At 55.2% G+C, this 22,373-nt stretch carries 24 protein-coding genes, 1 tRNA gene and 1 pseudogene; 21 read left to right on the top strand and 5 right to left on the bottom strand.

Going from position 1 to position 22,373, the window contains the following annotated elements:
- Position 1: 1 nt before the first annotated feature.
- The 6 genes from DTA24_RS03650 to DTA24_RS03670 are packed head-to-tail and all read left to right on the top strand — an operon-like array spanning position 2 to position 2,103.
- The gene (locus tag DTA24_RS03650; protein WP_004144702.1) at positions 2–217 is read left to right on the top strand and encodes an HP1 family phage holin; all 216 of its coding nucleotides are present in this window, start codon (positions 2–4) and stop codon (positions 215–217) included.
- Entirely contained in the window at positions 198–707 is a 510-nt protein-coding gene (locus DTA24_RS03655; protein ID WP_100157469.1) for a lysozyme, read from the top strand. The genes DTA24_RS03650 and DTA24_RS03655 overlap by 20 nt, the downstream gene beginning before the upstream one ends.
- A gap of 4 nt (positions 708–711) precedes the next feature.
- On the top strand, positions 712–1,140 hold the full coding sequence (lysB, locus tag DTA24_RS03660; protein ID WP_100157468.1) for an Rz-like lysis system protein LysB: 429 nt from the start codon (positions 712–714) through the stop codon (positions 1,138–1,140).
- Complete coding sequence (lysC, locus tag DTA24_RS28685) at positions 1,028–1,273, top strand: Rz1-like lysis system protein LysC (RefSeq protein ID WP_233436452.1); 246 nt, start codon at positions 1,028–1,030, stop codon at positions 1,271–1,273. Before lysB ends, lysC begins: the two co-directional genes overlap by 113 nt.
- Positions 1,236–1,667: a phage tail protein gene (locus DTA24_RS03665; RefSeq protein WP_002896172.1), complete on the top strand. Its 432-nt coding sequence runs from the start codon at positions 1,236–1,238 to the stop codon at positions 1,665–1,667. The genes lysC and DTA24_RS03665 overlap by 38 nt, the downstream gene beginning before the upstream one ends.
- Positions 1,660–2,103, top strand: a complete 444-nt coding sequence (locus tag DTA24_RS03670) for a phage virion morphogenesis protein (RefSeq protein ID WP_019704199.1) — start codon at positions 1,660–1,662, stop codon at positions 2,101–2,103. The genes DTA24_RS03665 and DTA24_RS03670 overlap by 8 nt, the downstream gene beginning before the upstream one ends.
- 12 nt (positions 2,104–2,115) lie before the next feature.
- Here DTA24_RS03670 and DTA24_RS03675 read toward each other — a convergent pair whose 3' ends face one another.
- Positions 2,116–2,550 carry a hypothetical protein gene (locus tag DTA24_RS03675; protein WP_123836563.1) on the bottom strand — a complete coding sequence of 145 codons (435 nt, stop codon included), beginning with the start codon at positions 2,548–2,550 and terminating at the stop codon, positions 2,116–2,118.
- Positions 2,551–2,634: 84 nt separating this feature from the next.
- Here DTA24_RS03675 and DTA24_RS03680 point away from each other — a divergent pair, with 84 nt between their 5' ends.
- The 14 genes and pseudogenes from DTA24_RS03680 (at position 2,635) to DTA24_RS03745 (ending at position 17,192) form a co-directional block, all read left to right on the top strand.
- The gene (locus DTA24_RS03680; protein ID WP_110212939.1) at positions 2,635–3,207 is read left to right on the top strand and encodes a phage baseplate assembly protein V; all 573 of its coding nucleotides are present in this window, start codon (positions 2,635–2,637) and stop codon (positions 3,205–3,207) included.
- Positions 3,204–3,566, top strand: coding sequence for a GPW/gp25 family protein (locus tag DTA24_RS03685; RefSeq protein ID WP_004206864.1), 363 nt, complete (start codon positions 3,204–3,206; stop codon positions 3,564–3,566). Before DTA24_RS03680 ends, DTA24_RS03685 begins: the two co-directional genes overlap by 4 nt.
- Positions 3,553–4,461 (top strand): baseplate assembly protein, encoded by a 909-nt coding sequence (locus DTA24_RS03690; protein ID WP_123836564.1) that lies wholly within the window; start codon positions 3,553–3,555, stop codon positions 4,459–4,461. The genes DTA24_RS03685 and DTA24_RS03690 overlap by 14 nt, the downstream gene beginning before the upstream one ends.
- Positions 4,454–5,053: a phage tail protein I gene (locus tag DTA24_RS03695; protein ID WP_123836565.1), complete on the top strand. Its 600-nt coding sequence runs from the start codon at positions 4,454–4,456 to the stop codon at positions 5,051–5,053. Before DTA24_RS03690 ends, DTA24_RS03695 begins: the two co-directional genes overlap by 8 nt.
- A 4-nt stretch (positions 5,054–5,057) precedes the next feature.
- Positions 5,058–5,857: pseudogene (locus tag DTA24_RS27925) on the top strand (hypothetical protein).
- Positions 5,858–9,298: 3,441 nt separating this feature from the next.
- Positions 9,299–10,375 carry a phage tail protein gene (locus DTA24_RS03705; RefSeq protein WP_123836566.1) on the top strand — a complete coding sequence of 359 codons (1,077 nt, stop codon included), beginning with the start codon at positions 9,299–9,301 and terminating at the stop codon, positions 10,373–10,375.
- Positions 10,376–10,522: 147 nt separating this feature from the next.
- Complete coding sequence (locus DTA24_RS03710; RefSeq protein WP_004185685.1) at positions 10,523–11,695, top strand: phage tail sheath protein; 1,173 nt, start codon at positions 10,523–10,525, stop codon at positions 11,693–11,695.
- Between the two features lie 9 nt (positions 11,696–11,704).
- Positions 11,705–12,220, top strand: coding sequence for a phage major tail tube protein (locus DTA24_RS03715; protein WP_123836567.1), 516 nt, complete (start codon positions 11,705–11,707; stop codon positions 12,218–12,220).
- A gap of 53 nt (positions 12,221–12,273) precedes the next feature.
- Positions 12,274–12,573 carry a phage tail assembly protein gene (locus DTA24_RS03720; protein WP_019704603.1) on the top strand — a complete coding sequence of 100 codons (300 nt, stop codon included), beginning with the start codon at positions 12,274–12,276 and terminating at the stop codon, positions 12,571–12,573.
- Positions 12,574–12,587: 14 nt separating this feature from the next.
- Entirely contained in the window at positions 12,588–12,707 is a 120-nt protein-coding gene (locus tag DTA24_RS03725) for a GpE family phage tail protein (protein WP_002896220.1), read from the top strand.
- Positions 12,700–15,327: a phage tail tape measure protein gene (locus tag DTA24_RS03730; protein ID WP_123836568.1), complete on the top strand. Its 2,628-nt coding sequence runs from the start codon at positions 12,700–12,702 to the stop codon at positions 15,325–15,327. The genes DTA24_RS03725 and DTA24_RS03730 overlap by 8 nt, the downstream gene beginning before the upstream one ends.
- Positions 15,324–15,809, top strand: coding sequence for a phage tail protein (locus DTA24_RS03735; protein WP_100127492.1), 486 nt, complete (start codon positions 15,324–15,326; stop codon positions 15,807–15,809). The genes DTA24_RS03730 and DTA24_RS03735 overlap by 4 nt, the downstream gene beginning before the upstream one ends.
- Before the next feature lie 5 nt (positions 15,810–15,814).
- Positions 15,815–16,903: a phage late control D family protein gene (locus tag DTA24_RS03740; RefSeq protein WP_274523144.1), complete on the top strand. Its 1,089-nt coding sequence runs from the start codon at positions 15,815–15,817 to the stop codon at positions 16,901–16,903.
- A 70-nt stretch (positions 16,904–16,973) separates the two neighbouring features.
- Entirely contained in the window at positions 16,974–17,192 is a 219-nt protein-coding gene (locus tag DTA24_RS03745) for an ogr/Delta-like zinc finger family protein (protein ID WP_004174338.1), read from the top strand.
- 12 nt (positions 17,193–17,204) lie between these two features.
- Here the strand turns inward: DTA24_RS03745 and DTA24_RS03750 are convergent, their stop codons facing one another.
- Together DTA24_RS03750 and DTA24_RS03755 are read right to left on the bottom strand one after the other, a co-directional pair.
- Positions 17,205–17,582, bottom strand: a complete 378-nt coding sequence (locus tag DTA24_RS03750) for a hypothetical protein (RefSeq protein WP_100127494.1) — start codon at positions 17,580–17,582, stop codon at positions 17,205–17,207.
- Positions 17,583–17,709: 127 nt separating this feature from the next.
- A tRNA-Ile gene (locus DTA24_RS03755) sits at positions 17,710–17,785 on the bottom strand.
- A gap of 124 nt (positions 17,786–17,909) precedes the next feature.
- On the opposite strand from DTA24_RS03755, the gene mug reads away from it, so the two are divergent.
- Positions 17,910–18,416: a G/U mismatch-specific DNA glycosylase gene (gene mug / locus DTA24_RS03760; protein ID WP_002917636.1), complete on the top strand. Its 507-nt coding sequence runs from the start codon at positions 17,910–17,912 to the stop codon at positions 18,414–18,416.
- A 99-nt stretch (positions 18,417–18,515) separates the two neighbouring features.
- Here mug and rpoD read toward each other — a convergent pair whose 3' ends face one another.
- Together rpoD and dnaG are read right to left on the bottom strand one after the other, a co-directional pair.
- Positions 18,516–20,357, bottom strand: a complete 1,842-nt coding sequence (gene rpoD, locus DTA24_RS03765; protein ID WP_008806539.1) for an RNA polymerase sigma factor RpoD — start codon at positions 20,355–20,357, stop codon at positions 18,516–18,518.
- 218 nt (positions 20,358–20,575) lie between these two features.
- Entirely contained in the window at positions 20,576–22,321 is a 1,746-nt protein-coding gene (gene dnaG / locus DTA24_RS03770) for a DNA primase (protein ID WP_008806538.1), read from the bottom strand.
- Positions 22,322–22,373 lie beyond the last annotated feature (52 nt).

The raw sequence follows: 22,373 nt of genomic DNA on the forward strand, positions 1-22,373 counted from the left end.
TATGACGCTTGAACGGATCAGCGCCTTCATCACGTACTGCATCGCTGTACTGCTGGCATGGATGGGAGATTTATCGCTTAAGGATGTGTCGACAGTGGGCGGTGTGTTGATTGGCGTGCTGATGCTGGCCATCAACTGGTACTACAAACACAAAACCTACCAGCTGCTGCGCGGCGGAAAAATTACACAGGGGGAATATGAATCCTTCAACCGTTAAACGCTGTCTGGTAGGGGCGGTGCTGGCGATTGCCGCCACCCTGCCGGGCTTTCAGCAACTTCATACCTCAGTGGAAGGGTTGAAGCTGATAGCCGATTACGAGGGTTGTCGCCTGCAGCCGTATCAGTGTGATGCGGGGGTGTGGACCGATGGCATTGGCAATACGTCCGGCGTGGTGCCGGGGAAGACCATCACGGAACGGCAGGCCGCCGGGAGTTTCATCACCAACATTTTAAGGGTGGAGAAGGCGCTGGATCGCTGTGTCCTGGTGAGCGTACCGCAGAACGTCTATGACGCGCTGGTATCGCTGGCCTTCAACGTGGGAACCGGCAATGCCTGCGGTTCAACCATGGTGAAGTTTATCAATCAGAAGCGCTGGCGCGATGCCTGCTATCAGTTGCCGCGCTGGGTATACGTCAAAGGCGTATTTAATCCGGGGCTGGACAACCGCCGCGCGCGGGAGCTGTCCTGGTGCTTAAAAGGAGCGTAACCATATGACGCGGACACTGGTGATAATTCTGGCGCTGGTACTGGCTGCGTTGGGCTGGCAGTCATGGCGGATGAAGGAGGCCAGCCAGACCATCGAGCTGCAAGGGCGGGTTCTGAAAACGACAGGCGAAAAACTGGCAAAAACTAACAGCCAGCTGATCGCCTTGTCCATCCTGTCCGAAACCAATAACCGGGAACAGGCAAGGCTTTACGCGGCGGCAGAAAGTACAAACGCGCTGCTGCGAAGTCGTCAGCGCAGAATTGAGGAGTTAAAACGTGAAAATGAGGATTTACGCCGCTGGGCTGACACTCTTCTGCCTGCTGACGTTATCAGGATGCGCGAACGTCCAGCCCTCGCCGGAGGTGCTGCTTACCGTGAATGGTTGTCCCAGAGTGACGCAGTGCCGCCTGGAAAAGTCGGCGGCACGCACTAACGGTCATCTGCTGACCGCGCTGGATGAAGCGGAGGCGGCCTGGGCGGCCTGCGCCGACAAAGTGGACACGATAATTTCCTGTCAGGAGCGAAACAGTGAACAAGCCTCAATCTTTACGCCGCGCCCTGAATAACGCGGTGCCATATGTTCGCGATAACCCGGATAAGCTGCATTTGTTCGTTGATAACGGATCGGTGGTGGCAACCGGGGCAGCGTCACTTTCATGGGAATATCGTTACACCCTGAATGTGGTGATTGTGGATTTCAGCGGCGATCAGGGGTTATTGATGGCGCCGGTGGTGGCCTGGCTCATGGAGAATCAGCCGGATGCCATTCATAACCCGGAACTGCGGGAAAAGTTGCTTTCCTTTGAAGTCGATATTTTACGCAATGATATCTGTGATATCAGCCTGAATCTGCAACTGACAGAGCGTGTGATAGTCAGCGCTGACGGTGACGTGTCCAGCGTCGAAGCGGTGCCGGAACCGGACGAACCGGACGAAATGTGGGCGGTGAGCCGTGGCTGAGCTGCAGCAGGTTGACGCCTGGTTAGATGCGTTGCTGGCGGGACTGGAACCTGCCGCTCGTAAGCGCATGATGCGGGATCTGGCGCAGCAGCTACGCCGCAGCCAGCAGAAAAATATCAGGATGCAGCGCAACCCCGACGGGACGGCTTACGAGCCGCGTCGCGTGACGGCCAGAACGAAACAGGGCCGCATCCGTCGGCAGATGTTTGCAAAACTCCGCACCACAAAATACCTGAAAGCCCTCGCCAGCCAGGAAGCGGCCAGCGTTGAGTTTGAGAGCCGGGTGCAGCGCATAGCCCGCGTGCATCACTATGGCTTGCGTGATCGGGTCAGTCGTAAAGGGCCGGAAGTCAAATATGCAGAGCGCCGGTTGCTCGGCATCAATGATGAAGTGGAGGACATTACGCTTGATAGTTTATTCCGGTGGATAGAATAGTTGATTTATTGCTCATTTTTTGGGGGGCTCTGTTTTAATAAGTAACTCTGCCAAACCTAAACCAAATCGAAAAGATACTGTGATTGTTAGAATCGCAATACCTGAGTAAATAATGTATGGGCTGCCTTCTAATAATTCGTTCATCACTTGGGTAATGGGCTTTTCATCTTTTAAATGTGCCAAAAATGAATATAAGCTGTAAATAAATACTAATGCAGTTTCATAATTCCATATGGTATTGAATATTTCTTTGTATAGCTTTGCTTTTCCACGTTTAACTATGTTTGAGCATATTCCAATAATGATGAAAAAGCTCCCAAAAAATAATGCGTGAATTGTTGGACTATTTTCAGAAGCAAAGCTTAAAAACAAAGCGAGAATCGTGGTCGCAATAATGGCGAACCATTCAAATAAATGCTGCCTCCAACCTCTCCGATGCCTTGGCATAAAGATTTCCTCCATTTTTTGTACCAACCATCATACAAGAGATGTCTGCTGCATTCATCTGGTTTAGTGTGCGATTGTAATTGCATGAATGCTCAATTAACCGAAATCATGCGCCTTATCACTAATCTGATCCGCACCGGCATTGTGACCGAAGTGGACCGGGACGGCTGGCTGTGCCGGGTGAAAACGGGCGACCTCGAAACCAACTGGATTAACTGGCTGACCTACCGTGCAGGTAAATCACGCACCTGGTGGTGCCCGTCTCCAGGGGAGCAGGTGGTGCTGTTCAGCCTGGGCGGCAATCTGGAAACAGCCTTTGCGCTTCCGGCCATCTACTCCAACGCCTGCCCGCCGCCGTCAGACTCTGAAAGTGCGGACGTGACCGCATACGAGGATGGTGGCTGGTTCGAATACGACCCCGCCACCGGGCGCTGGATTATTCGCGGCGTGAAAAGCGTGCTGATTGAGTCTTCGCAGGTTGTCTCCTGCAAAACCGGTGAGTTTGTGATCGAGGCTGACACCACCCTAATTAACAGCAACGTGATCCTGAACGGCGATGTGACCCACGGCGGCGGCGCGATGACGTCAAACGGCGTCGTTGCTGATAAGCATAAACACCCTGGCGACAGTGGCGGAACGACGGGAGATCCATTTTGACGCTCTATATCGGGATGAGCCGCGATACCGGCAGAGCCATAACGGAAACTGACCACCTGCGCCAGTCGGTGCGTGACATTTTGCTGACCCCGCAAGGGAGCCGGCTTGCGCGCCGGGAGTATGGTTCCCTGCTTTCAGCGCTCATTGACCAGCCGCAAAACCCGGCGCTGCGCCTGCAGATCATGGCTGCGGTGTATGTGGCGCTGCGGCGCTGGGAGCCGCGGCTGCAGCTGGACACCATCACGGTTAACAGCAGTAGCATGGATGGCTCAATGGTTATTGAGCTGGCAGGCCAGCGTAATGACGGCGTGCCCGTGTCACTTTCCGTATCGACAGGAGCAGACAATGGCCGTTATTGACCTTTCCCAGCTGCCGCCGCCGCAAATTGTGGATGTGCCGGATTTTGAAACCCTGCTGACTGAGCGCAAGGCTGAATTTGTCGCGTTATTTCCGGCAGAAGAACAGGAGGCCGTGGCCCGCACCTTAACGCTTGAATCTGAGCCGGTGGTGAAAATGCTGCAGGAAAATGTGTACCGGGAGCTGCTGCTGCGCCAGCGGATTAACGAGGCGGCGAAAGCCGTGATGGTGGCCTATTCCGGCGGGGATGACCTGGACAATTTAGGCGCGAATAACAACGTACAGCGCCGGGTGATTACGGCTGCGGACGACACCACAACGCCGCCCACGGAGGCGGTCATGGAATCTGACGCGGATTATCGCCAGCGCATCCCGGCGGCCTTTGAGGGGATGAGCGTTGCCGGGCCAGTCGGAGCCTATGAATATCACGCGCTTAGCTCGGATGGGCGGGTGGCGGACGCGTCGGCGTTCAGCCCGTCACCGGCGGAAGTCGTGGTGACTATTCTGGCCCGTGACGGCGATGGTACTGCGCCGGAAGACTTACTGCAGGTCGTCGGTGAGGCCCTGAATGATGAGGCTGTGCGGCCGGTGGCGGATCGGGTGAGTGTCCGATCTGCTGAGATTGTCCCCTATGAAATTGATGCGGTTCTTTATGTCTATCCCGGCCCAGCAAAGGAACCCATCCTGGCGGCCGCGAAAGCGCAGGGTACGGCATATATCAACGAGCAGCGTCGCCTGGGGCGTGACGTGCGGCTGTCTGCGATCTATGCCGCTCTGCATGTTCAGGGCGTCCAGCGCGTTGAGCTGATGAAGCCCCTGACGGACATGGTGTTAGATAAAACGCAGGCGTCATATTGCACCGATTTTAAAGCAGGAATTGGTGGCTCTGATGAGTAGCAGCCTGTTACCGCCGGGGTCGTCTGCGCTGGAGCGCAGGCTGGCGCAGGCCTGTTCTGGCATCAGTGATTTAAACGTGCCGCTGCGTGACCTGTGGAACCCGTGGAAATGCCCGGCAAAGTTTCTGCCGTATCTGGCCTGGGCTTTCTCCGTTGACCGCTGGGAGGAAAACTGGACAGAAACTGCTAAGCGGCAGGCGGTCAGCGATGCTTTCTGGATCCATCAGCGAAAAGGGACGGTAGCAGCGGTTAAGCGAGTGATCGAGGGGCTGGGTTATTCAATGACCCTTGAGGAATGGTGGAAAGTAGCGGACCCCGCCGGGACGTTTCGGCTTGAAATCGATCTGAATGAAATCGGTATCACGGAGCCGATGATTTACGAGCTTGAGCGGATTATTGGTGATGCCAAGCCAGTAAGCCGACATATATCGCAACTTACATTACTACAGCATTTAAGAGGTTTAGCCAGTATCGGCGCCGCTGTTTCTGACGGGGAAATTATCACGGTTTACCCGGCTGGTTACAGACCTGATGACAGTATTCACTATGACGGCCAGAGCCGTCATGACAGCAATTATTACTACACCGGATAGTGTTATGACAAAAATCGACGAAAAAGCAGTATGGCCCTCTGAGATTTATCAAATCCGCCGGGGTGACACAGTATCCGGTGGAAAAGACGGCGTCGCCAACATTCAGGCTGGTCAACTGGCAGACAGAACGGCATACCTGAAAAAATCCCTGGAATCCTTCAGCGTAATGATCCAGTCGGGTGATGCCCCTTATACAGATGAAAGCGCTGCACAGGCTGCGATTAATGCGGGAAAAATCGCAGAGGGGGCTTTATTCTCCGTTCGCTCCACCGACCCGATGATATGGGTTGCCGAATATAAAAATCAGGGTGGTGTCCCGGTTGCCACCGGGAAGGTGATCGCGGACAGTCGCGCTATCGCCATCAGTGTTTTTCCGTCAGAGGCCGACCCTGACGGAACGGCGCAGGGCATCGCCGCCACGCTCCCCGCGCAGTTATTTCGTGTCATTTTTATTGATGACGAGAAAGAAGTAATTTACCGCAATGAGAGCGGTTCGGCCGCTTACCTGTATGAGGTGGCAGGTGCGAAGGTGCTCAATGAAATCCGGCTCGCGATGGCCGATGACTTTCAGGCGGTCACTTCCAGGCAGGGGATGAGTCGCGCTACCGATATGCCCGCCCGCCGGACGATTGCCGCAGATTTTACGCAGTATCTTGATACCTGGTCTGCGGGGGGGCTGAGTCGCCTGAACAGCAGCGCCACCTTTGCCAGTCGCGTCCTGCTGTCGCTGACCACCTTCTCAACGAACTTTGCAACCGGACCCTGCCGCCTGCGCATCACCGGCGCAGGAAGGGTGCTGTTTGATAAAGGCTTCCTGAGTGGTGAATCACTCCGGGACGGGCTGCTCACCACGCCATATTTTGACGTGTCCATGCGTGCAGCCACGCTGACGAAAGTCACCGGTAATAACACAAAGAAAACATGGGTGCTTGAGGGGGCGATTAAACTGCCGAAGCCGTTTTCACCTGCCGAAGGGCGCGTGTTATATGACCGGGAGGGGCGTATTCCGGTTGGTATTGCCTCAGCGGCGTATACCTACACCGATGACACCTTAACCTTTGATGCCGCCGCAGGACTGCTGCGCGTGGCGGTGGCGCAGGATAAAATGACCGCCGCCGGTTTTGAGAATACCGAGTCCGGGGCGCAGGCTTATTTCTGGAAAACCTACGGCGACCTCATCCTCAGTCAGAAATCCACCGAGACGCAGATACTGCCGGAATACACCCTCTTTTTCTCTGAAGCGGGTGAGGTTTCTGTCATCACTGACCAGAACTGTACTGCAACCGTCCAGGTCACTAAAAAACTGGCACTGGATACCGGCGCGATGCTGGCGCGGGCAGCATCAACCGATTTACGGGTGCAGACTGACCGCTACGCCGTAGACAAATTCCGGGAAATTAACGCTGCACTTCAGGACCATAAATATCACCTGGGGGCTGTCGGAAATTATGGTTCAGCCGTTGCCTACAGCGCCACATTCAGCGGTGACAGTATTTTCGTCCTGGACAAACTGTCGCTGGCAGCGAATGTACGTCGTGCCGTCATGAGCCTGACCGATAGCGCCGGGGCTGCGTCGGTATTTACCCTGCTTGAAAGCGAGTCCGTGACGGGCCGCGTATTGTCATCGCCCTATGTGGATTTTGTCCTGCAACCCGTCGGGATTTATGCCCTGTCCATCAATACCGATACCGGGCGGACGACACTCAAAATCCCCGTAACCCTGCCGGGGGCACTGCCTGCGGATCCGAACCGCATCATCCGTGACAGAACGGATTATTTCGGGGCGTACACCCCTTCAACGCTGTTCAGCGGTTCCACGCGTGGCATCACCTATGAAGCCTCGACAGGTAGCCTGATTGTTGCCCTGATGAATACCGATATCACCACGGCAGGGTATCCGCTGACCAGTGCCGGGGTGATTCAGTATGCGGTGGAGAAACTCAGTGGCTATGTCTTCAGTCAGCTGACGGCGAACGCCGTCACCCGCCCATTCAGCAACCTGTTCCGGGCAAGCGCCGGGGCGGTTTCCCTGACTACCGATGCCGCTGTCACTCTGACCGGTAATTTTTACGGAGCGAAAATGTCTTCTGATAACTCATCCACGTACCAGCGCTATGAGTCCACTGTTAAAAATAACAGCGGAACCGCCACCGGCCTGCGTCCGGTAAAACTGAAATGCAAATTCAAGGCAGGCGAAGTCCCGAACGATAAATGCATCGTGGTGACAGATACCACCGGGAAGGTTTACCCCTGCCAGTGGGCGGGAGAGCGGGATTTTAACCCCCGTCGCGGGCGTACCCTGAGTTACTGGGGCGATGATTCCCTGCGCAGTGGCGAGCTGCTTATCATGGATAACCTTGCTGCCGGGGAAGTCAAAAAGTACATCATTAAAGCGTTCCCGACAGAGCAATTTGCATCATCGGTAAATCACACCGTCCAGGAAACAAGCTCAAGTTTTCTGGTCACCGCGGATGATGGAACACAGGTCCGTTTTGATAGCGTGGTGGGATGGCTTCCTTACAAACTGACCCGTGATGCCATGACCTATACCGCCATTTGCCAGCAGTTGTTGATCCGGCTCTCTGGCGGAGCATGGTCTATTTTTGCCACAACGTACCAGGATGCTAAATACACGATTATCAGTGATGGTCCGGTGTTCACGGAAATTGAGACGACGTTTACCAATGGTGTGGCCGGAGATAATCAGGAAATAGCGGCAGGTTTGCTGAAATTCACCTACCGGACAAAAATATTCCGTAACGGCTACATCCAGATTGATGCGGCGGTCCGGCTGGCTACCGATATGCCTGCTAATGTGCTTTTCGGCTGTATGACCCGCATCCAGATGAATTCGACGGCGGTAAAAACCATCCGCAACGAATATAACGCTATCTGGACAGATAATGCCATGCCGCGCTCTGTTTCCATTCGTGTGGCCGGAGGCGACGTTATCCGGGATGAAGCTGAGGCCGCTACGCTGGGGAATCGACCGCCGGTTGCAGGACTGACGGCGAATGCCAGTTACGTGCGCTTTGATGGCGGGTGGCAGGCCGGGGCGACCTACGGCGCAGCAAAGACCACCCTGGGCGCCCCGAAAAACTGGACCTGGACGGTGGGTTTCAGCATCAACCTGAATGAACCGGTCACGGATAACGTCTCCCTGTCTGATGTTGAAATGAATCCGGTGGTCGGGTTTGCGTCACAGTCGTCAGTATACCCCCGTGTTCGTCAGGCGGCGCTGATGTCCCGTCTGGGGAACGTCATTAGCGGGCTGGCCTCCTGGAATAAACGTGATGCCAGTGCGACGGATAATGCGAACGGCGCATTCAATACCGTCGCAGGGGATATCGTCCAGCTGCTGCACCTGCGAACAGGGACGTTTGCAGGCGTTTATGCGAAGTTTCAGGCCTGGGCGCTGGCTCAGTACGGCGGCGCGGGTATCGCGAGCATTCACCTTGGCGCGCCGGAGGCTTACCAGTCCCTCCAGTTTGCCTCCCGCCTGGTGCTGCCGCAGTTGTGGTGGTTGTATCAACTGGCAGTGATGGAAGGTGATGCGGCAAAACAGACTGAACTGAAGACCGCCATCGACCGGATGGCATCGGACTGTTACGCGGCATTTGGCGGGGTGGGTAAAGCTAACAGCAACTTTTATGCGGCGGCATTCCGCGCCTGGGCGATGGCGGTGGCAACTGGTACCGACCCGGCAGGAAATTATACGGCGGCTATGGATATGGTTGACGGTCAGTTCTCCAGCCCGACGTATTTCGCCGGGGTGAAAAACATCATCACCGATAACGTCGTTGAGAACGTGCCAAAGCGTATGTATCTGCACTATCAGATGTATGCCTGGAATAACTATCTGGTCGGGTGCCGTATTGCCGGACGCCGGCCCGTGCTGGATATGACCACATTTGCCCTGAATGCTATATCCGGCTATGGCGGGCTTCGGGAGATTGACTACTGCGCCGCAGAATCCCGACGCGGGGTGCCGTCAACGGTGGCCTTTATGCTGTATCCGCTCCTTCATGCCGGGGATAATTCTTGCCTGGAAGCGGCAGAGCGCATGATGGATGCATTCGACGAATACGCGGGAGCCAACACCAACGGTCAGATTAAACTCTGGGATTTGGATTATTACTCTGTAGTGTCTACCAACTTCTCCGATTACACATTTGCCTGCAACATTATGGCTGATGCGTGGTTGCAGTGGTGGGCTGAAGGTAACAACTGAGGGGGGAGAGTAACGTGCAACCTTATTACACACTTCTGACCCCCGCAGGTGAGCAGAAATTTGCTGCATCGGCGATTACCGGTGAGCCGGTGGGGTTTTCGTTTATGGCTGTTGGCGACGGCGGCGGGGTCACACCTGTACTGTCGGCCAGCCAGAAAAGCCTGGTCAATGAGGTCTATCGCGGAACGCTAAATCGGGTAGTGATTGCTGACGGTGAAAATAATGTCATTCGTACCGAAATGATTATTTTGCCGCAGTCCGGCGGGTTCTGGATTCGGGAAGCGGCATTGTATGACGAGGAGGGGGAATGCCTGGCTGTCGCCACCGTTCCGCCATCTTACAAACCGCTGCTTGCTGAAGGGGCGGGGCGGCTTCACGCGGTCAACCTGTGGATCGCCGTCAGCAGCACGGCCTATGTGACGCTGAAAACTGACCCGTCCGTTATTCTGGCGACGATTGAGGAAGTTAACCAGGCAAAAAACGAGGCAAAAGATTATGCCGATGAAGTGGCTGGTTCACTGAATACCGACATTCAGCAGGTGATTGCCGATGCGATAACGGCGGCAAAGCGAGATTTCTGGGAAGATGATAATCCGGTGGGCACCACCCGCTTTTTTAACCAGAACCTCGATCCCAATGAGCGCTGGCCGTGGTCGCAATGGGTGTACACCGGCGAAAACAAAACGATCCGGGTGGCAAAAGCAGACGGCTCAAATGTGGGCACTACTGGCGGCAGCGATACCGTCACCCTCCAGCGCGCTAACCTGCCCGCTGTGCAGGTTAACGTCAGTGGCGAAACCAGTGAACTCCCCGGGCAGGAACTGATCACCAGGGAGGCGGGACGGCATAAACACAAAGGCGGAATGCTCGCCCCGGGTGATGTCTGGGATGATAATTACATCGTCGGTTCGGATAACGACAGCCGCCGCACACGAAATTATACGGATGAGGTGGCCGATCATAGCCATATTGTGGACTTGCCAGCCCACAAACACACGACCACTGGCAAAACCGATAACCTCGGTGAAGGGAAATCAATCAGCGTGGTTGAAGCTCACACGCTGCTGATGTGCTGGAGCCGCGTTGCCTGAATCGCCAGTAAAATCACTGACCTAATCAGCCCCGGAATGGGGCTTTTTTCTGTCTGCGGTTGTGCCATTGACGGTACAACGGTCATCAACGGCTTGCGGTGAATGATTTCCCTACCATGGGTAAACCCCTAAACAGGAGATTCATTCATGGCGCAAGACTATCACCATGGCGTGCGTGTTGTTGAAGTTAACGACGGCACCCGCTCTATCACGACGGTGAGCACGGCGATTGTAGGCATGGTATGCACCGGCGATGATGCCGATGCCTCCGTGTTCCCGCTCAATAAGCCGGTTCTGCTTACCGATGTACTGACCGCCAGCGGCAAAGCAGGCGAGTCCGGCACGCTGGCCCGCTCACTGGATGCCATCGCAGACCAGGCAAAACCTGTCACCGTTGTGGTGCGTGTTGCCCAGGGCGAAACCGAAGCGGAAACCACCTCCAATATTATCGGCGGTGTAACCGCTGACGGTAAGAAAACGGGCATCAAAGCGCTGCTTTCGGCGCAGTCGCAGCTTGGCGTGAAGCCGCGCATTCTGGGCGTGCCGGGCCATGATACGCAGGCTGTTTCCACTGAGCTGTTAAGCGTGGCGCAGAGCCTGCGCGGTTTTGCGTATCTGTCTGCCTACGGTTGTAAAACCGTGGAAGAAGCGATTGCCTACCGCGAAAATTTCAGTCAGCGAGAAGGGATGTTGATCTGGCCTGATTTCATCAACTTTGACACGGTGCTGCAGGCGGATGCGACTGCTTACGCCACTGCCCGCGCGCTGGGTCTGCGTGCAAAAATCGACGAGCAGACCGGCTGGCACAAAACCCTTTCTAACGTGGGCGTCAACGGCGTAACCGGCTTGTCTGCGGATGTGTTCTGGGATCTGCAGGACCCGGCAACCGATGCCGGACTGCTGAACCAGAACGACGTCACCACCTTGATCCGCAAGGATGGTTTCCGCTTCTGGGGTTCCCGCTGCCTGAGCGATGACCCGTTATTCCAGTTTGAAAACTACACCCGTACCGCGCAGGTGCTGGCAGACACCATGGCGGAGGCGCATATGTGGGCGGTGGACATGCCGCTTAACCCTTCGCTGGCTCGCGACATTATCGAAGGTATCCGCGCCAAAATGCGCAGCCTGGTAAATCAGGGCTACCTCATCGGCGGTGATTGCTGGATTGATGACAGTGTGAATGACAAAGACACGCTGAAAGCCGGGAAACTCTGGATCGACTACGACTATACGCCAGTGCCGCCACTGGAAAACCTGATGCTGCGCCAGCGCATCACTGACCGTTACCTGGTGGATTTCACCACCCGCGTAAGCGCATAAGGGGGACCCATGGCCTTACCACGCAAGTTAAAACACCTGAATATTTTTAACGCAGGTAACAACTGGATGGGCATTGCTGAATCCGTCACCCTGCCGAAATTCACCCGCAAGCTGGAAAACTACCGCGGCGGCGGCATGCCCGGTTCAGTCGGTATTGATCTGGGGCTGGATGATGGCGCGCTGGATACGGAAATGACCATCGGCGGTACGGAGGCACTTCTGTTTAAACAGATGGGCAGAGCCACGGTGGACGGCGTGCAGCTGCGCTTTACCGGGTCTATTCAGCGCGACGACACCGGCGAAGTGCAGGCCGTTGAGCTGGTCGTCCGTGGGCGCCACAAAGAGGTGGATTCCGGCGAGTGGAAAACCGGCGAGAGCAATTCCACCAAAGTCAGCAGCGTTAACTGTTACGCGAAGCTGACCATTAACGGTGAAGTGCTCTATGAGGTCGATGCGATCAACATGATTGAAGTTGTTGATGGTGTTGACCTGATGGAAGAACACCGTAACGCCATCGGTCTGTAATTTTTTCCTGGCGCGCGAGGTCGCGCCAGGCCAACCCATAACAGGAAAAGAGCATGAGTGAGAAAACAGAAGCAACGGTGAAACTGGATAGCCCGATTAAGCGCGGTGATACCACGATTACGGAAATTGTGCTGCGTAAGCCGCAATCCGGCGCGCTGCGCGGTACGCGACTGCAGGCGGTGATGGAGATGGACGTGGCCTCTATGATGACCGTGATCCCCCGCATCTCCATACCAACGCTGACCCCGCAGGAAATGGCGGACCTCGACCCGGCAGACCTGGCCGCGATGTCTGTCGAGGTGGTCCTTTTTTTGTTGCCGAAGTCGGCACTTGCCGATTTGCCGACAGCCTGATGGTAGATGACCTGGTGGCGGATATCGCCACGATCTTTCACTGGCCGCCGTCCGTCACTGACGTTATGCCGCTGACGGAAGTGCTGGAGTGGCGGCACAGAGCGATAATGCGTAGCGGGGCCAGCGATGAGTGATAAAAACCTGCGCCTGCAGGTGGTTTTGAATGCGGTTGATAAACTCACCCGCCCTTTAAAAAATGCGCTGGCTGGCTCGAAGGAGCTGGCCTCCGGCATCCGGCAGACCCGTGATCAGCTTAAACGGCTTAACGACGCGGGGAGCCAGTTAAAATCTTTTGATCAACTCTCACAGAGCCTGAACCGGACCAGCAACGAGCTGGACCAGGCGAGGCTGCGTGCGCAGATGATGACGCGCGAGCTGGCAGCGCTCGAATCCCCCACGAAAAAACAGACGCAGGCGCTTGAGGCGCAATGGCGTGCCGTATCACGCCTGGAACAAAAGCAGGGGCAGGAAACGCAGCAGATGGCGGCAACCAGGGCGGAGCTGTACCGCCTCGGCATCTCTGCGGGCGGTGGCGCCCGTGAAACGGCCAGAATTACCCGAGAAACGGATCGCTATAACCAGCAACTGGCAGAGCAGGAACGGCGATTGCGCGAGGTTGGCGAGCGCCAGCGCAAGCTGAATGCGATCAGGGCCAAAGCTGACAAGATGCGCGACGTGCGTAACAGTCTGGCGGGGAATGGGGCCGGGATGATGGCGGCCGGGGTGACAACGGGCGCGACCTTGCTGGCGCCCATTCGCGCCTACTCGGAATCAGAGAACGCCGCTAACCAGCTGGCAGGCTCAATGATGGGACCTGGCGGAAAGGTGGCGCCTGAGTTCCTGAAGCTGAACAAGCTGGCGATAGCCCTGGGGGACCGGTTGCCCGGTACTACGGCAGATTTTCAGAACATGATGACCATGTTACGACGTCAGGGGATGTCAGCGCAGGTTATCCTGGGCGGGCTGGGTGAGTCGGCGGCTTACCTTGGCGTGCAGCTGCAGATGGCGCCGACGGAGGCCGCAGAGTTTGCCGCAAAATTGCAGGACGCCACGCAGACCACCGAAAAAGACATGATGAGCCTGATGGATCTTATCCAGCGTGGTTTTTATGCGGGCGTAGACCCCGGGAATATGCTGCAGGGTTTTTCAAAAATTAGTAGCGCGATGAGTATTCTAAATAAGAAAGGGATAGATGCAGCTAAAACCTTTGCCCCCCTGCTGGTTATGGCTGACCAGGCAAGTATGGCCGGGGAGTCTGCTGGGAATGCGTACCGGAAAATATTCCAGGCTGCCCTGGATGCAAAGAAAATTAAAGCTGTTAATGATGATCTAAAAGGGACCGGCATTAAGTTTAATTTTTCTGATGGTAAGGGAGGATTTGGCGGGCTGGAAAATATGTATGTCCAGCTAAGTAAGCTGAGCAAACTTACTCCCGAAAAGCAGATGGCAACAAAAAAAGACCTGTTTGGCAATGATTCAGAAACGCTGCAGGCGTTGGATATCATGATCCAAAAAGGTATTGATGGTTATCGTGAAACAGTAGCGAAGCTGGAGAACCAGGCAACCCTGCGCGAGCGCGTCGATGCATCGCTTAATACCCTGGGCAACAAATGGGAAGCCGCTGGCGGCTCCTTTACCAACGCCATGGCGAGCATCGGTGAAACCGTCGCGCCGGTGCTGAAAAATATTGCGGACTGGCTGGGTAATCTGGCGTCCGCGCTGGATGGTTTTGTGAAGCGTCATCCGCAACTGACGGCGGCGCTATTTAAAATTGCGGCCGTATTTGCCGTGGTAGCTACCGCAGCGGGTGTGGTGTCACTGGCCCTGGCATCCATTTTGGGTCCTATGGCGGTAGTGCGGGTAAGTGCTGGCATTCTCCAGCTGAAATTTGCTTCTGCGTTTGGTCTGGTCACAAGAGTAATTGGCGGTGCAGGCCAGGCGGTCATCTGGTTAGGCCGGTTGATGATGGCTAACCCCATTCTGGCGATAGTTGGCCTGATTGCGATGGGAGCCATCTATATCTGGCAGAACTGGGAAACGCTGGGGCCAAAATTCAAAGCTATGTGGGATGCCATCACGTCAGGGGTGTCAGTAGCCTGGGCTGTGATTAAGCAGACCATAAGCAGCAAATGGGATGAAATTCTGAGTGATGTTGCCGCGCTGCCCGCAAAATTTAAAGCGGTGGGCGGGGCGATTATTGACGGCATCCTGAGTGGTATCAATGAGAAATGGGAAACGCTTAAGAGCAAGCTGGCATCGGTCAAAAGCTATCTCCCGGACTGGATGACCGGCGGCGATAATTCGCAGGGCGCCTCACCGCAGAAAAAGACCCTAGGATTTTTCGCGGGGATGTATGACAGCGGTGGTTATATTCCACGTGGGCAGGTGGGTATTGCTGGCGAGAATGGCCCGGAGCTGATTAACGGTCCGGCCTATGTGACCAGCCGCAGGAGAACGGCCGCGCTGGCGTCCGTAGTCGCCGGAATGATGGGGGGAGCAATGCCAGCAGAGGCCGCCCCGCTTCATCCCATGAGTCTGCCGGCAGCTTCATACCGTCCTGTAACTGATAAGCCAGCAGGCAGCCAGCCTGTATTCCAGTTTGAAACCCATGCGCAAATTATTATCCAGGCTCTGCCCGGTCAGAGCGCGCTGGATATTGCGCAGGAAGTTGCACGGCAGCTTGATGCGCGCGAGCGACGCATGAAGGCGAAGGCCCGCAGCAATTTCAGTGATCAAGGGGGGTACGATTCATGATGATGGTCCTGGGCTTGTTTGTGTTTCAGCTGCGCACGGTTCCCTATCAGCAACTGCAGTATCAGCGGAACTGGCGCCATGTGACTAACAACCGCGTTAATCGCCGTCCGACAACGCAATTTTTGGGGCCAGATAACGATCAGCTGACGCTCTCCGGCGTCCTCATGCCGGAAGTGACCGGCGGCCGGTTGTCGTTGCTGGCGCTGGAGCTGATGGCAGAGCAGGGGAAGGCGTGGCCGCTGATCGAGGGTGGTGGGACTATCTACGGCATGTATGTGATTGAGAGCCTTAACCAGACGAAAACGGAATTTTTCGCCAGTGGGGAAGCCAGGAAAATAGAGTTTTCGCTGGGGCTTAAACGGGTGGATGAGTCCCTGTCTGAAATGTTCGGCAGTCTGAACGATCAGCTTAGCAGTCTGCAGGATTCTGCCGCCGCCGCAGTAGGGAACATCAGATCCACGGTAGGAGGGTTGCTGCAGTGAGCGAGATGGCTGATTTACTCAACCTCGGAAGCAAGACCCCGGCCTTTCGGATCGTGATTGAAGGTAAAGATGCCACGCAGACGCTGGATAAACGTCTGCTGGGTATGACACTGACCGACAACCGCGGATTTGAAGCTGACCAGCTTGATCTGGAGCTGGACGACGCCGACGGCCTGGTAATTATGCCGCGTCGTGGCGCAGTGATTTCTCTGGCGCTGGGATGGAAAGGCGAGCCGCTGTACTCAAAAGGTAAGTTTACCGTTGACGAAATAGAGCATAGCGGCAGCCCGGACAGGCTGACAATCCGTGCCCGTAGTGCTGATTTCAGGGAAACGCTGAATGTCCGGCGTGAGAAGTCCTGGCACAAAACGACAGTGGGCGATGTGGTGAAAGACATTGCCGCACGGCACAGCCTTAAAGTTGCTATAGGAAATGATGTTGCTGCGATGGCGCTGGATCACCTGGACCAGACCAACGAAAGCGACGCCAGCTTTTTAATGAAGCTGGCTCGGCAGTATGGCGCGATTGCCTCAGTCAAGGACGGTAATCTGCTATTTATCCGGCAGGGGCAGGGGAAAACAGCAAGTGGTAAACCGTTGCCGGTCATCACTATTACCCGTAAGGACGGAGACAGTCACCGGTTTAGCCTGGCTGACAGGGGAGCATATACGGGTGTTATCGCTCACTGGCTGCATACCCGGGAACCGGAAAAGAAAGAAACTGCAAAGGTGAAGCGCCGCCGGAGGACGACAAAACCCAAAGAGCCGGAAGCAAAGCAGGGGGATTACCTGGTCGGAACGGATGAGAATGTGCTGGTTCTGAACCGTACCTATGCGAACCGCAGTAATGCAGAACGGGCTGCAAAAATGAACTGGGAGCGGCTGCAGCGCGGTGTGGCGTCATTTTCTCTTCAGCTGGCAGAAGGCCGCGCGGATCTCTATACGGAAATGCCCGTTAAGGTCAGCGGCTTTAAACAGCCCATTGATAATGCGGAATGGACCATCACAACGTTAACGCACACGGTCAACCCGGATAGCGGATTTACGACCAGTATCGAACTGGAAGTGAAAATTGATGATTTAGAAATGAGCTGAAGAGGTTCACAAAATGGAAGTTGTGTGTATCATTATGTGATTAAAATATACGGGGTGGGAGATAAATGTTATGATGAATTGTCCAAAGTGCGGCCACGCGGCGCATACGCGGAGTAGCTTTCGGGTAACGGATCAGACAAAAGAGCGTTACTGTCAGTGCCAGAACATTAATTGCGGAACCACCTTCATCACTCATGAAACCGTAGTGCGATACATCATGACACCTGGAGTTATTGATAATGCCCCGCCGCACCCCACTGCCGCCGGGCAGGGGCATATGAACTTTTAACGTAACAAAAGTTTATTGCAGAGGTTCAATCAAACTGGTTCTGTAAGCGCGTGCCTTTTCGTTTTCCATGGAGCCAGTTTTTTTACATTCAACTCCACCGCCATTAACCCTAAAACCTTGGTCATGGGAAACATTTAACAGAGTGATTTTTTTAATCGTCTCTGGCTTCCATTTGTTCATAAAGTAATCATTGCAAATGCCGCTGAAAAGTGATTCAGCGGCATCTATCAATAATTTTGGTTTGCTGTATTTAATGGTTAGCTCGCCATTGTCTAGGCTGTGCGATCTTGTATCGTAAACAGCAATTAGATTCTCAATAGAGTCCGGGATTTTGTCTGCGAAAGCGCTTTGAGATGCGACAAGTAGCAAGGCCAAAAGAGGTTTTTTCATACGAGTCTGTCCTTAAAAAGTATGAGTACGTGAAAAACCTGCTGCCATTTTGCTGCCAATGGCGTTTCTGATATGAAAAAGCCACCTCGCGAGAAGTGGCTTACTATATGATTTTAAAGCTAAAATTTGGTGGCCCCTGTTGGGTTTGAACCAACGACCAAGCGATTATGAGTCGCCTGCTCTAACCACTGAGCTAAGGGGCCGTGGCGAGGGATTATAAAGTAACTGACGGTTGCAATCCAGCGTAAAGCGCGCAGCTGCTGTTTTTATAAACAATGCATTTTCAATCCTTTATAATCATGTTTTAGCCATACAGCCGGAGAAAACATGATTAGCGATATCCTTGCGCCGGGCCTGCGCGTTGTCTTTTGCGGTATCAACCCGGGGAAGTCCTCCGCCCATACCGGCTTTCATTTTGCCCATCCTGGCAATCGCTTCTGGAAGGTCATCCATCAGGCCGGATTCACCGATCGACAGCTCAGGCCGGAAGAGGAGCTGCAGCTGCTGGATACGCGCTGCGGCATCACCATGCTGGTAGAGCGACCGACGGTGCAGGCCAGCGAGGTCGCCCTGCAGGAGCTGCGCAGCGGTGGCCGTGAGCTGGTGAGGAAGATTGAGGAGTATCAGCCGCAGGCGCTGGCGGTGCTCGGCAAGCAGGCCTTCGAGCTCGCCTTTAACCAGCGCGGCGCGAAGTGGGGGAAACAGGCTATGACCATCGGGACGACCCAGGTCTGGGTGCTGCCCAATCCCAGCGGCTTAAACCGGGCGACGCTCGATAAGCTGGTGGCGGCCTATCGTGAACTGGATGATGCCCTGGCGACCCGCGGCCAGTAGCGGAGAGAGGCGACTTTCCCCGGATGGCCACCTGAACGCCATAAAAAAAGCTCCCCGCAGGGAGCTTTTTAACCGGCTGTGGACGATGTCCCGCGACGATTAATCGTCGAGGAAGCTACGCAGCACTTCAGAACGGCTCGGGTGGCGCAGTTTACGCAGCGCCTTCGCTTCGATCTGACGGATACGTTCGCGGGTAACGTCGAACTGTTTACCCACTTCTTCCAGCGTGTGGTCGGTGTTCATGTCGATACCGAAACGCATACGCAGGACTTTCGCTTCACGAGCGGTAAGGCCGGCCAGCACGTCGTGCGTTGCCGCACGCAGGCTCTCGGTGGTCGCGGAATCCAGCGGCAGCTCGAGGGTGGTATCCTCGATGAAATCCCCCAGATGCGAATCTTCATCGTCGCCGATCGGCGTTTCCATGGAGATAGGCTCTTTGGCGATCTTCAGCACCTTACGGATTTTGTCTTCCGGCATCAGCATCCGCTCAGCCAGCTCTTCCGGGGTCGGTTCACGGCCCATCTCCTGCAGCATCTGACGGGAGATACGGTTGAGCTTGTTAATGGTCTCAATCATATGCACCGGAATACGGATGGTGCGCGCCTGATCCGCGATGGAGCGGGTGATCGCCTGACGGATCCACCAGGTAGCGTAGGTCGAGAACTTGTAGCCGCGACGGTATTCGAACTTATCAACCGCTTTCATCAGACCGATGTTGCCTTCCTGAATCAGATCGAGGAACTGCAGACCACGGTTGGTGTATTTCTTGGCGATAGAGATAACCAGACGCAAGTTCGCTTCCACCATCTCTTTCTTCGCACGGCGGGCTTTCGCTTCACCGATGGACATGCGACGGTTGATGTCTTTCACCTGTTCGATGGTCAGGCCGGTCTCTTCTTCGATCTGCTGCAGCTTCTGCAGGCCGCGCTGCACGTCTTCTTTCACTTCCAGCAGCTTCTCGGACCACGGCTTGTTCATTGCTACCGCAGCGTTGAACCAGGTTTCGCTGGTTTCGTTGCCGGTGAACAGCGTGATGAAGTTTTTCTTCGGCATTTTGCACTGCTCAACGCACAGCTTCATGATGATACGTTCCTGAGTACGAACGCGATCCATCATGCTGCGCATGCTGTTGACCAGGTAATCGAACTGCTTCGGCACCAGGCGGAACTGCTTGAAGACTTCAGACAGCTTCAGGATCTCTTCCTGCGCGGCGGCATGGCTACGACCTTTGGCTTTGATGGTGTCGCGCGTCAGCTCGTACTGGGTACGCAGCTCGGCGAACTTCTCACGGGCCAGCTCTGGGTCGATGCTGTTGTCGTCATCGCTGTTGTCGTCGGCGTCGTCATCTTCATCTTCGTCTTCGTCGTCATCCATCTCTTCCTGAGACAGCTCGGAGCCAACGTGCGTGGCGGTCGGCGCCATGTCTTCTTCGGCGTTCGGATCGACGAAACCGGTGATCAGATCGGACAGACGGGCTTCTTCCGCTTCGACGCGGTCGTACTGCTCAAGCAGGTAGGTGATCGCTTCCGGGTATTCGGCAACGGAGCACTGGACCTGGTTGATCCCATCTTCGATGCGTTTGGCGATGTCGATTTCGCCTTCACGGGTCAGCAGCTCTACGGTACCCATTTCACGCATGTACATGCGCACCGGGTCGGTCGTGCGTCCGATTTCGGATTCCACGCTGGAGAGCACCTGCGCGGCAGCTTCGGCAGCATCTTCATCCGCGGTGTTTTCGGCAAGCATCAGATCATCGGCATCCGGTGCTTCTTCCATCACCTGAATACCCATGTCGTTGATCATTTGGATGATGTCTTCGATCTGATCGGAATCGACGATATCTTCCGGCAGATGGTCATTGACCTCGGCATAGGTCAGATAGCCTTGCTCCTTACCACGTTGGACAAGAAGCTTCAGCTGTGACTGCGGGTTTTGCTCCATAAGACGGTATCCACACTTAATTCGTTTGATTGGTGTCGGCAGGCGGGCTGTCGACATTTAAAGCGAGGGCGTACTTATATTATTGCCGCTGCGCCTCTGCGCGGCTGTCGGGGGCTTCCCGATCGATACTCGGCACTTAAGCCGTTAAATACTTTTCCCTCACGTTGTTCTGCGTTTTCTTACTGCTTTGATACAACGTGAAGGATATTGTCTGTCATTTATTTTTTCGCCAGCTCCTGGCTGATGGTCCAGAGTTCCCGGCGTTCTTCACTGCTTAAACCGTGTGTGCGATCGCGAGCTATCAACTCTTCCTGTCGCAGTTCCAGCAGTGAATCAAACATATGGTTAAGCGAGTCGGTGAAGGTTTTTTCAGCGATATCTTTATCTGCTATATCGTCCCACATCGACAGTTTTTCAAGGGTTGCAGCCTCTTTTGTGCCGCGATATTGCTCTAAAAGTTGCCCGGTCGTCAGACCAGGCTGCGCCAGACAGCTTTTCACCAACTCGCTGAACAGGCTAAGGCCTGGCATTTTGCGCGAGTCCAGTCCCTCCAGCGGCGGGACTAACGGCGCCAGATCCGGGTTTTGCACCAGCAGTCCTATCAGTATACGCATGGTCGTGCGTTTTAGCTGTGGCGCGGGACGCGGCGCGCCATTTTCAGACTGTTTTGGCATTAAACGTTCAAGCTGTGCGTCATCTAAAATGCCCAGCTTGTTGCCCAGCTCCTGACGCAAGTAGATGCGCAGCGTTTCGCCCGGGACCTGGGTTATCAGCGGCAGCGCCAACGTGCTCAGCTGCGCGCGCCCGTCCGGGGTACTCAGATCGACCTGCGGCAGCAGGCTGTTAAACAAGAACGTGGAGAGCGGCTGAGCCTGCTCCATCCGCGCCTCAAACGCCGCTTTGCCCTCTTTACGCACCAGCGTATCCGGGTCTTCGCCGTCAGGCAGAAACATAAAACGCAGCTGGCGGCCATCGGTCATGTACGGCAGCGCCGTCTCCAGCGCGCGCCAGGCGGCATCGCGGCCGGCCCGGTCGCCGTCGTAGCAGCAGATGACGTTATTGGTCACCCGAAACAGCAGCTGGATATGGTCGGCCGTGGTCGAGGTGCCCAGCGAGGCCACGGCATAGTTGATGTCGTATTGCGCCAGCGCCACGACGTCCATATACCCTTCGACAACCAGCAAACGCGGTGGTTCGGGATTGTCCTGCTGCGCTTCATACAGGCCATACAGCTGACGGCCTTTATGGAATATGTCGGTTTCCGGGGAGTTCAGATACTTCGGCAGGGCATCGCCCAGCACTCGTCCGCCAAACCCAATTACCCGGCCTCGCTTATCGCGGATGGGGAACATCACCCGTTCGCGGAAGCGGTCGTAACTGCGTCCCTGATCGTTGGTGACCAGCATGCCGGCATCAATAAGCGACTGGCGGTTTTCCTGATTGCCGCCAAAACGTTTTAAAACGTTATCCCAACCCGGGGGAGCATAGCCGATGGCAAAGCGCGTAATCACCTCGCTGCTTAACCCCCGTTTTGCCAGGTACTGGCGCGCAGGGTCGGCGGCGGGCTGCATCAGAGACTGTTGGTAAAACGCATTCAGCCCATCCAGTAACTGGTAGAGGTTCTGCCGTTGATGGCGCTCTATCTGGCTGGGTCCGTTGCCTGCTTCATAAGGCACTTCAAGGTTGTGCATGGCTGCCAGCTCTTCGACCGTTTCCACGAACTCGAGCTTGTCGTAGTTCATCAGGAAGTCGATAGCATTGCCGTGCGCCCCGCAGCCGAAGCAGTGGTAAAACTGTTTTTCACCGTTGACGGTGAAAGAGGGGGTTTTTTCGTTATGGAACGGACAGCACGCGTGAAAATTTTTGCCCTGCTTTTTCAGCTTTACCCGCGCATCGATCAGATCGACGATGTCGGTTCTGGCAAGCAGATCGCTAATAAATACACGTGGAATTCGTCCAGCCATAAGCCCCGTTATTTCTGATGACTATAAACGAAAATAAGCCGCGCATTCCTTT

The sequence above is a fragment of the Klebsiella sp. P1CD1 genome, assembly GCF_003790505.1.
GTDB classification, from domain to species: Bacteria; Pseudomonadota; Gammaproteobacteria; order Enterobacterales; family Enterobacteriaceae; genus Klebsiella; species Klebsiella variicola.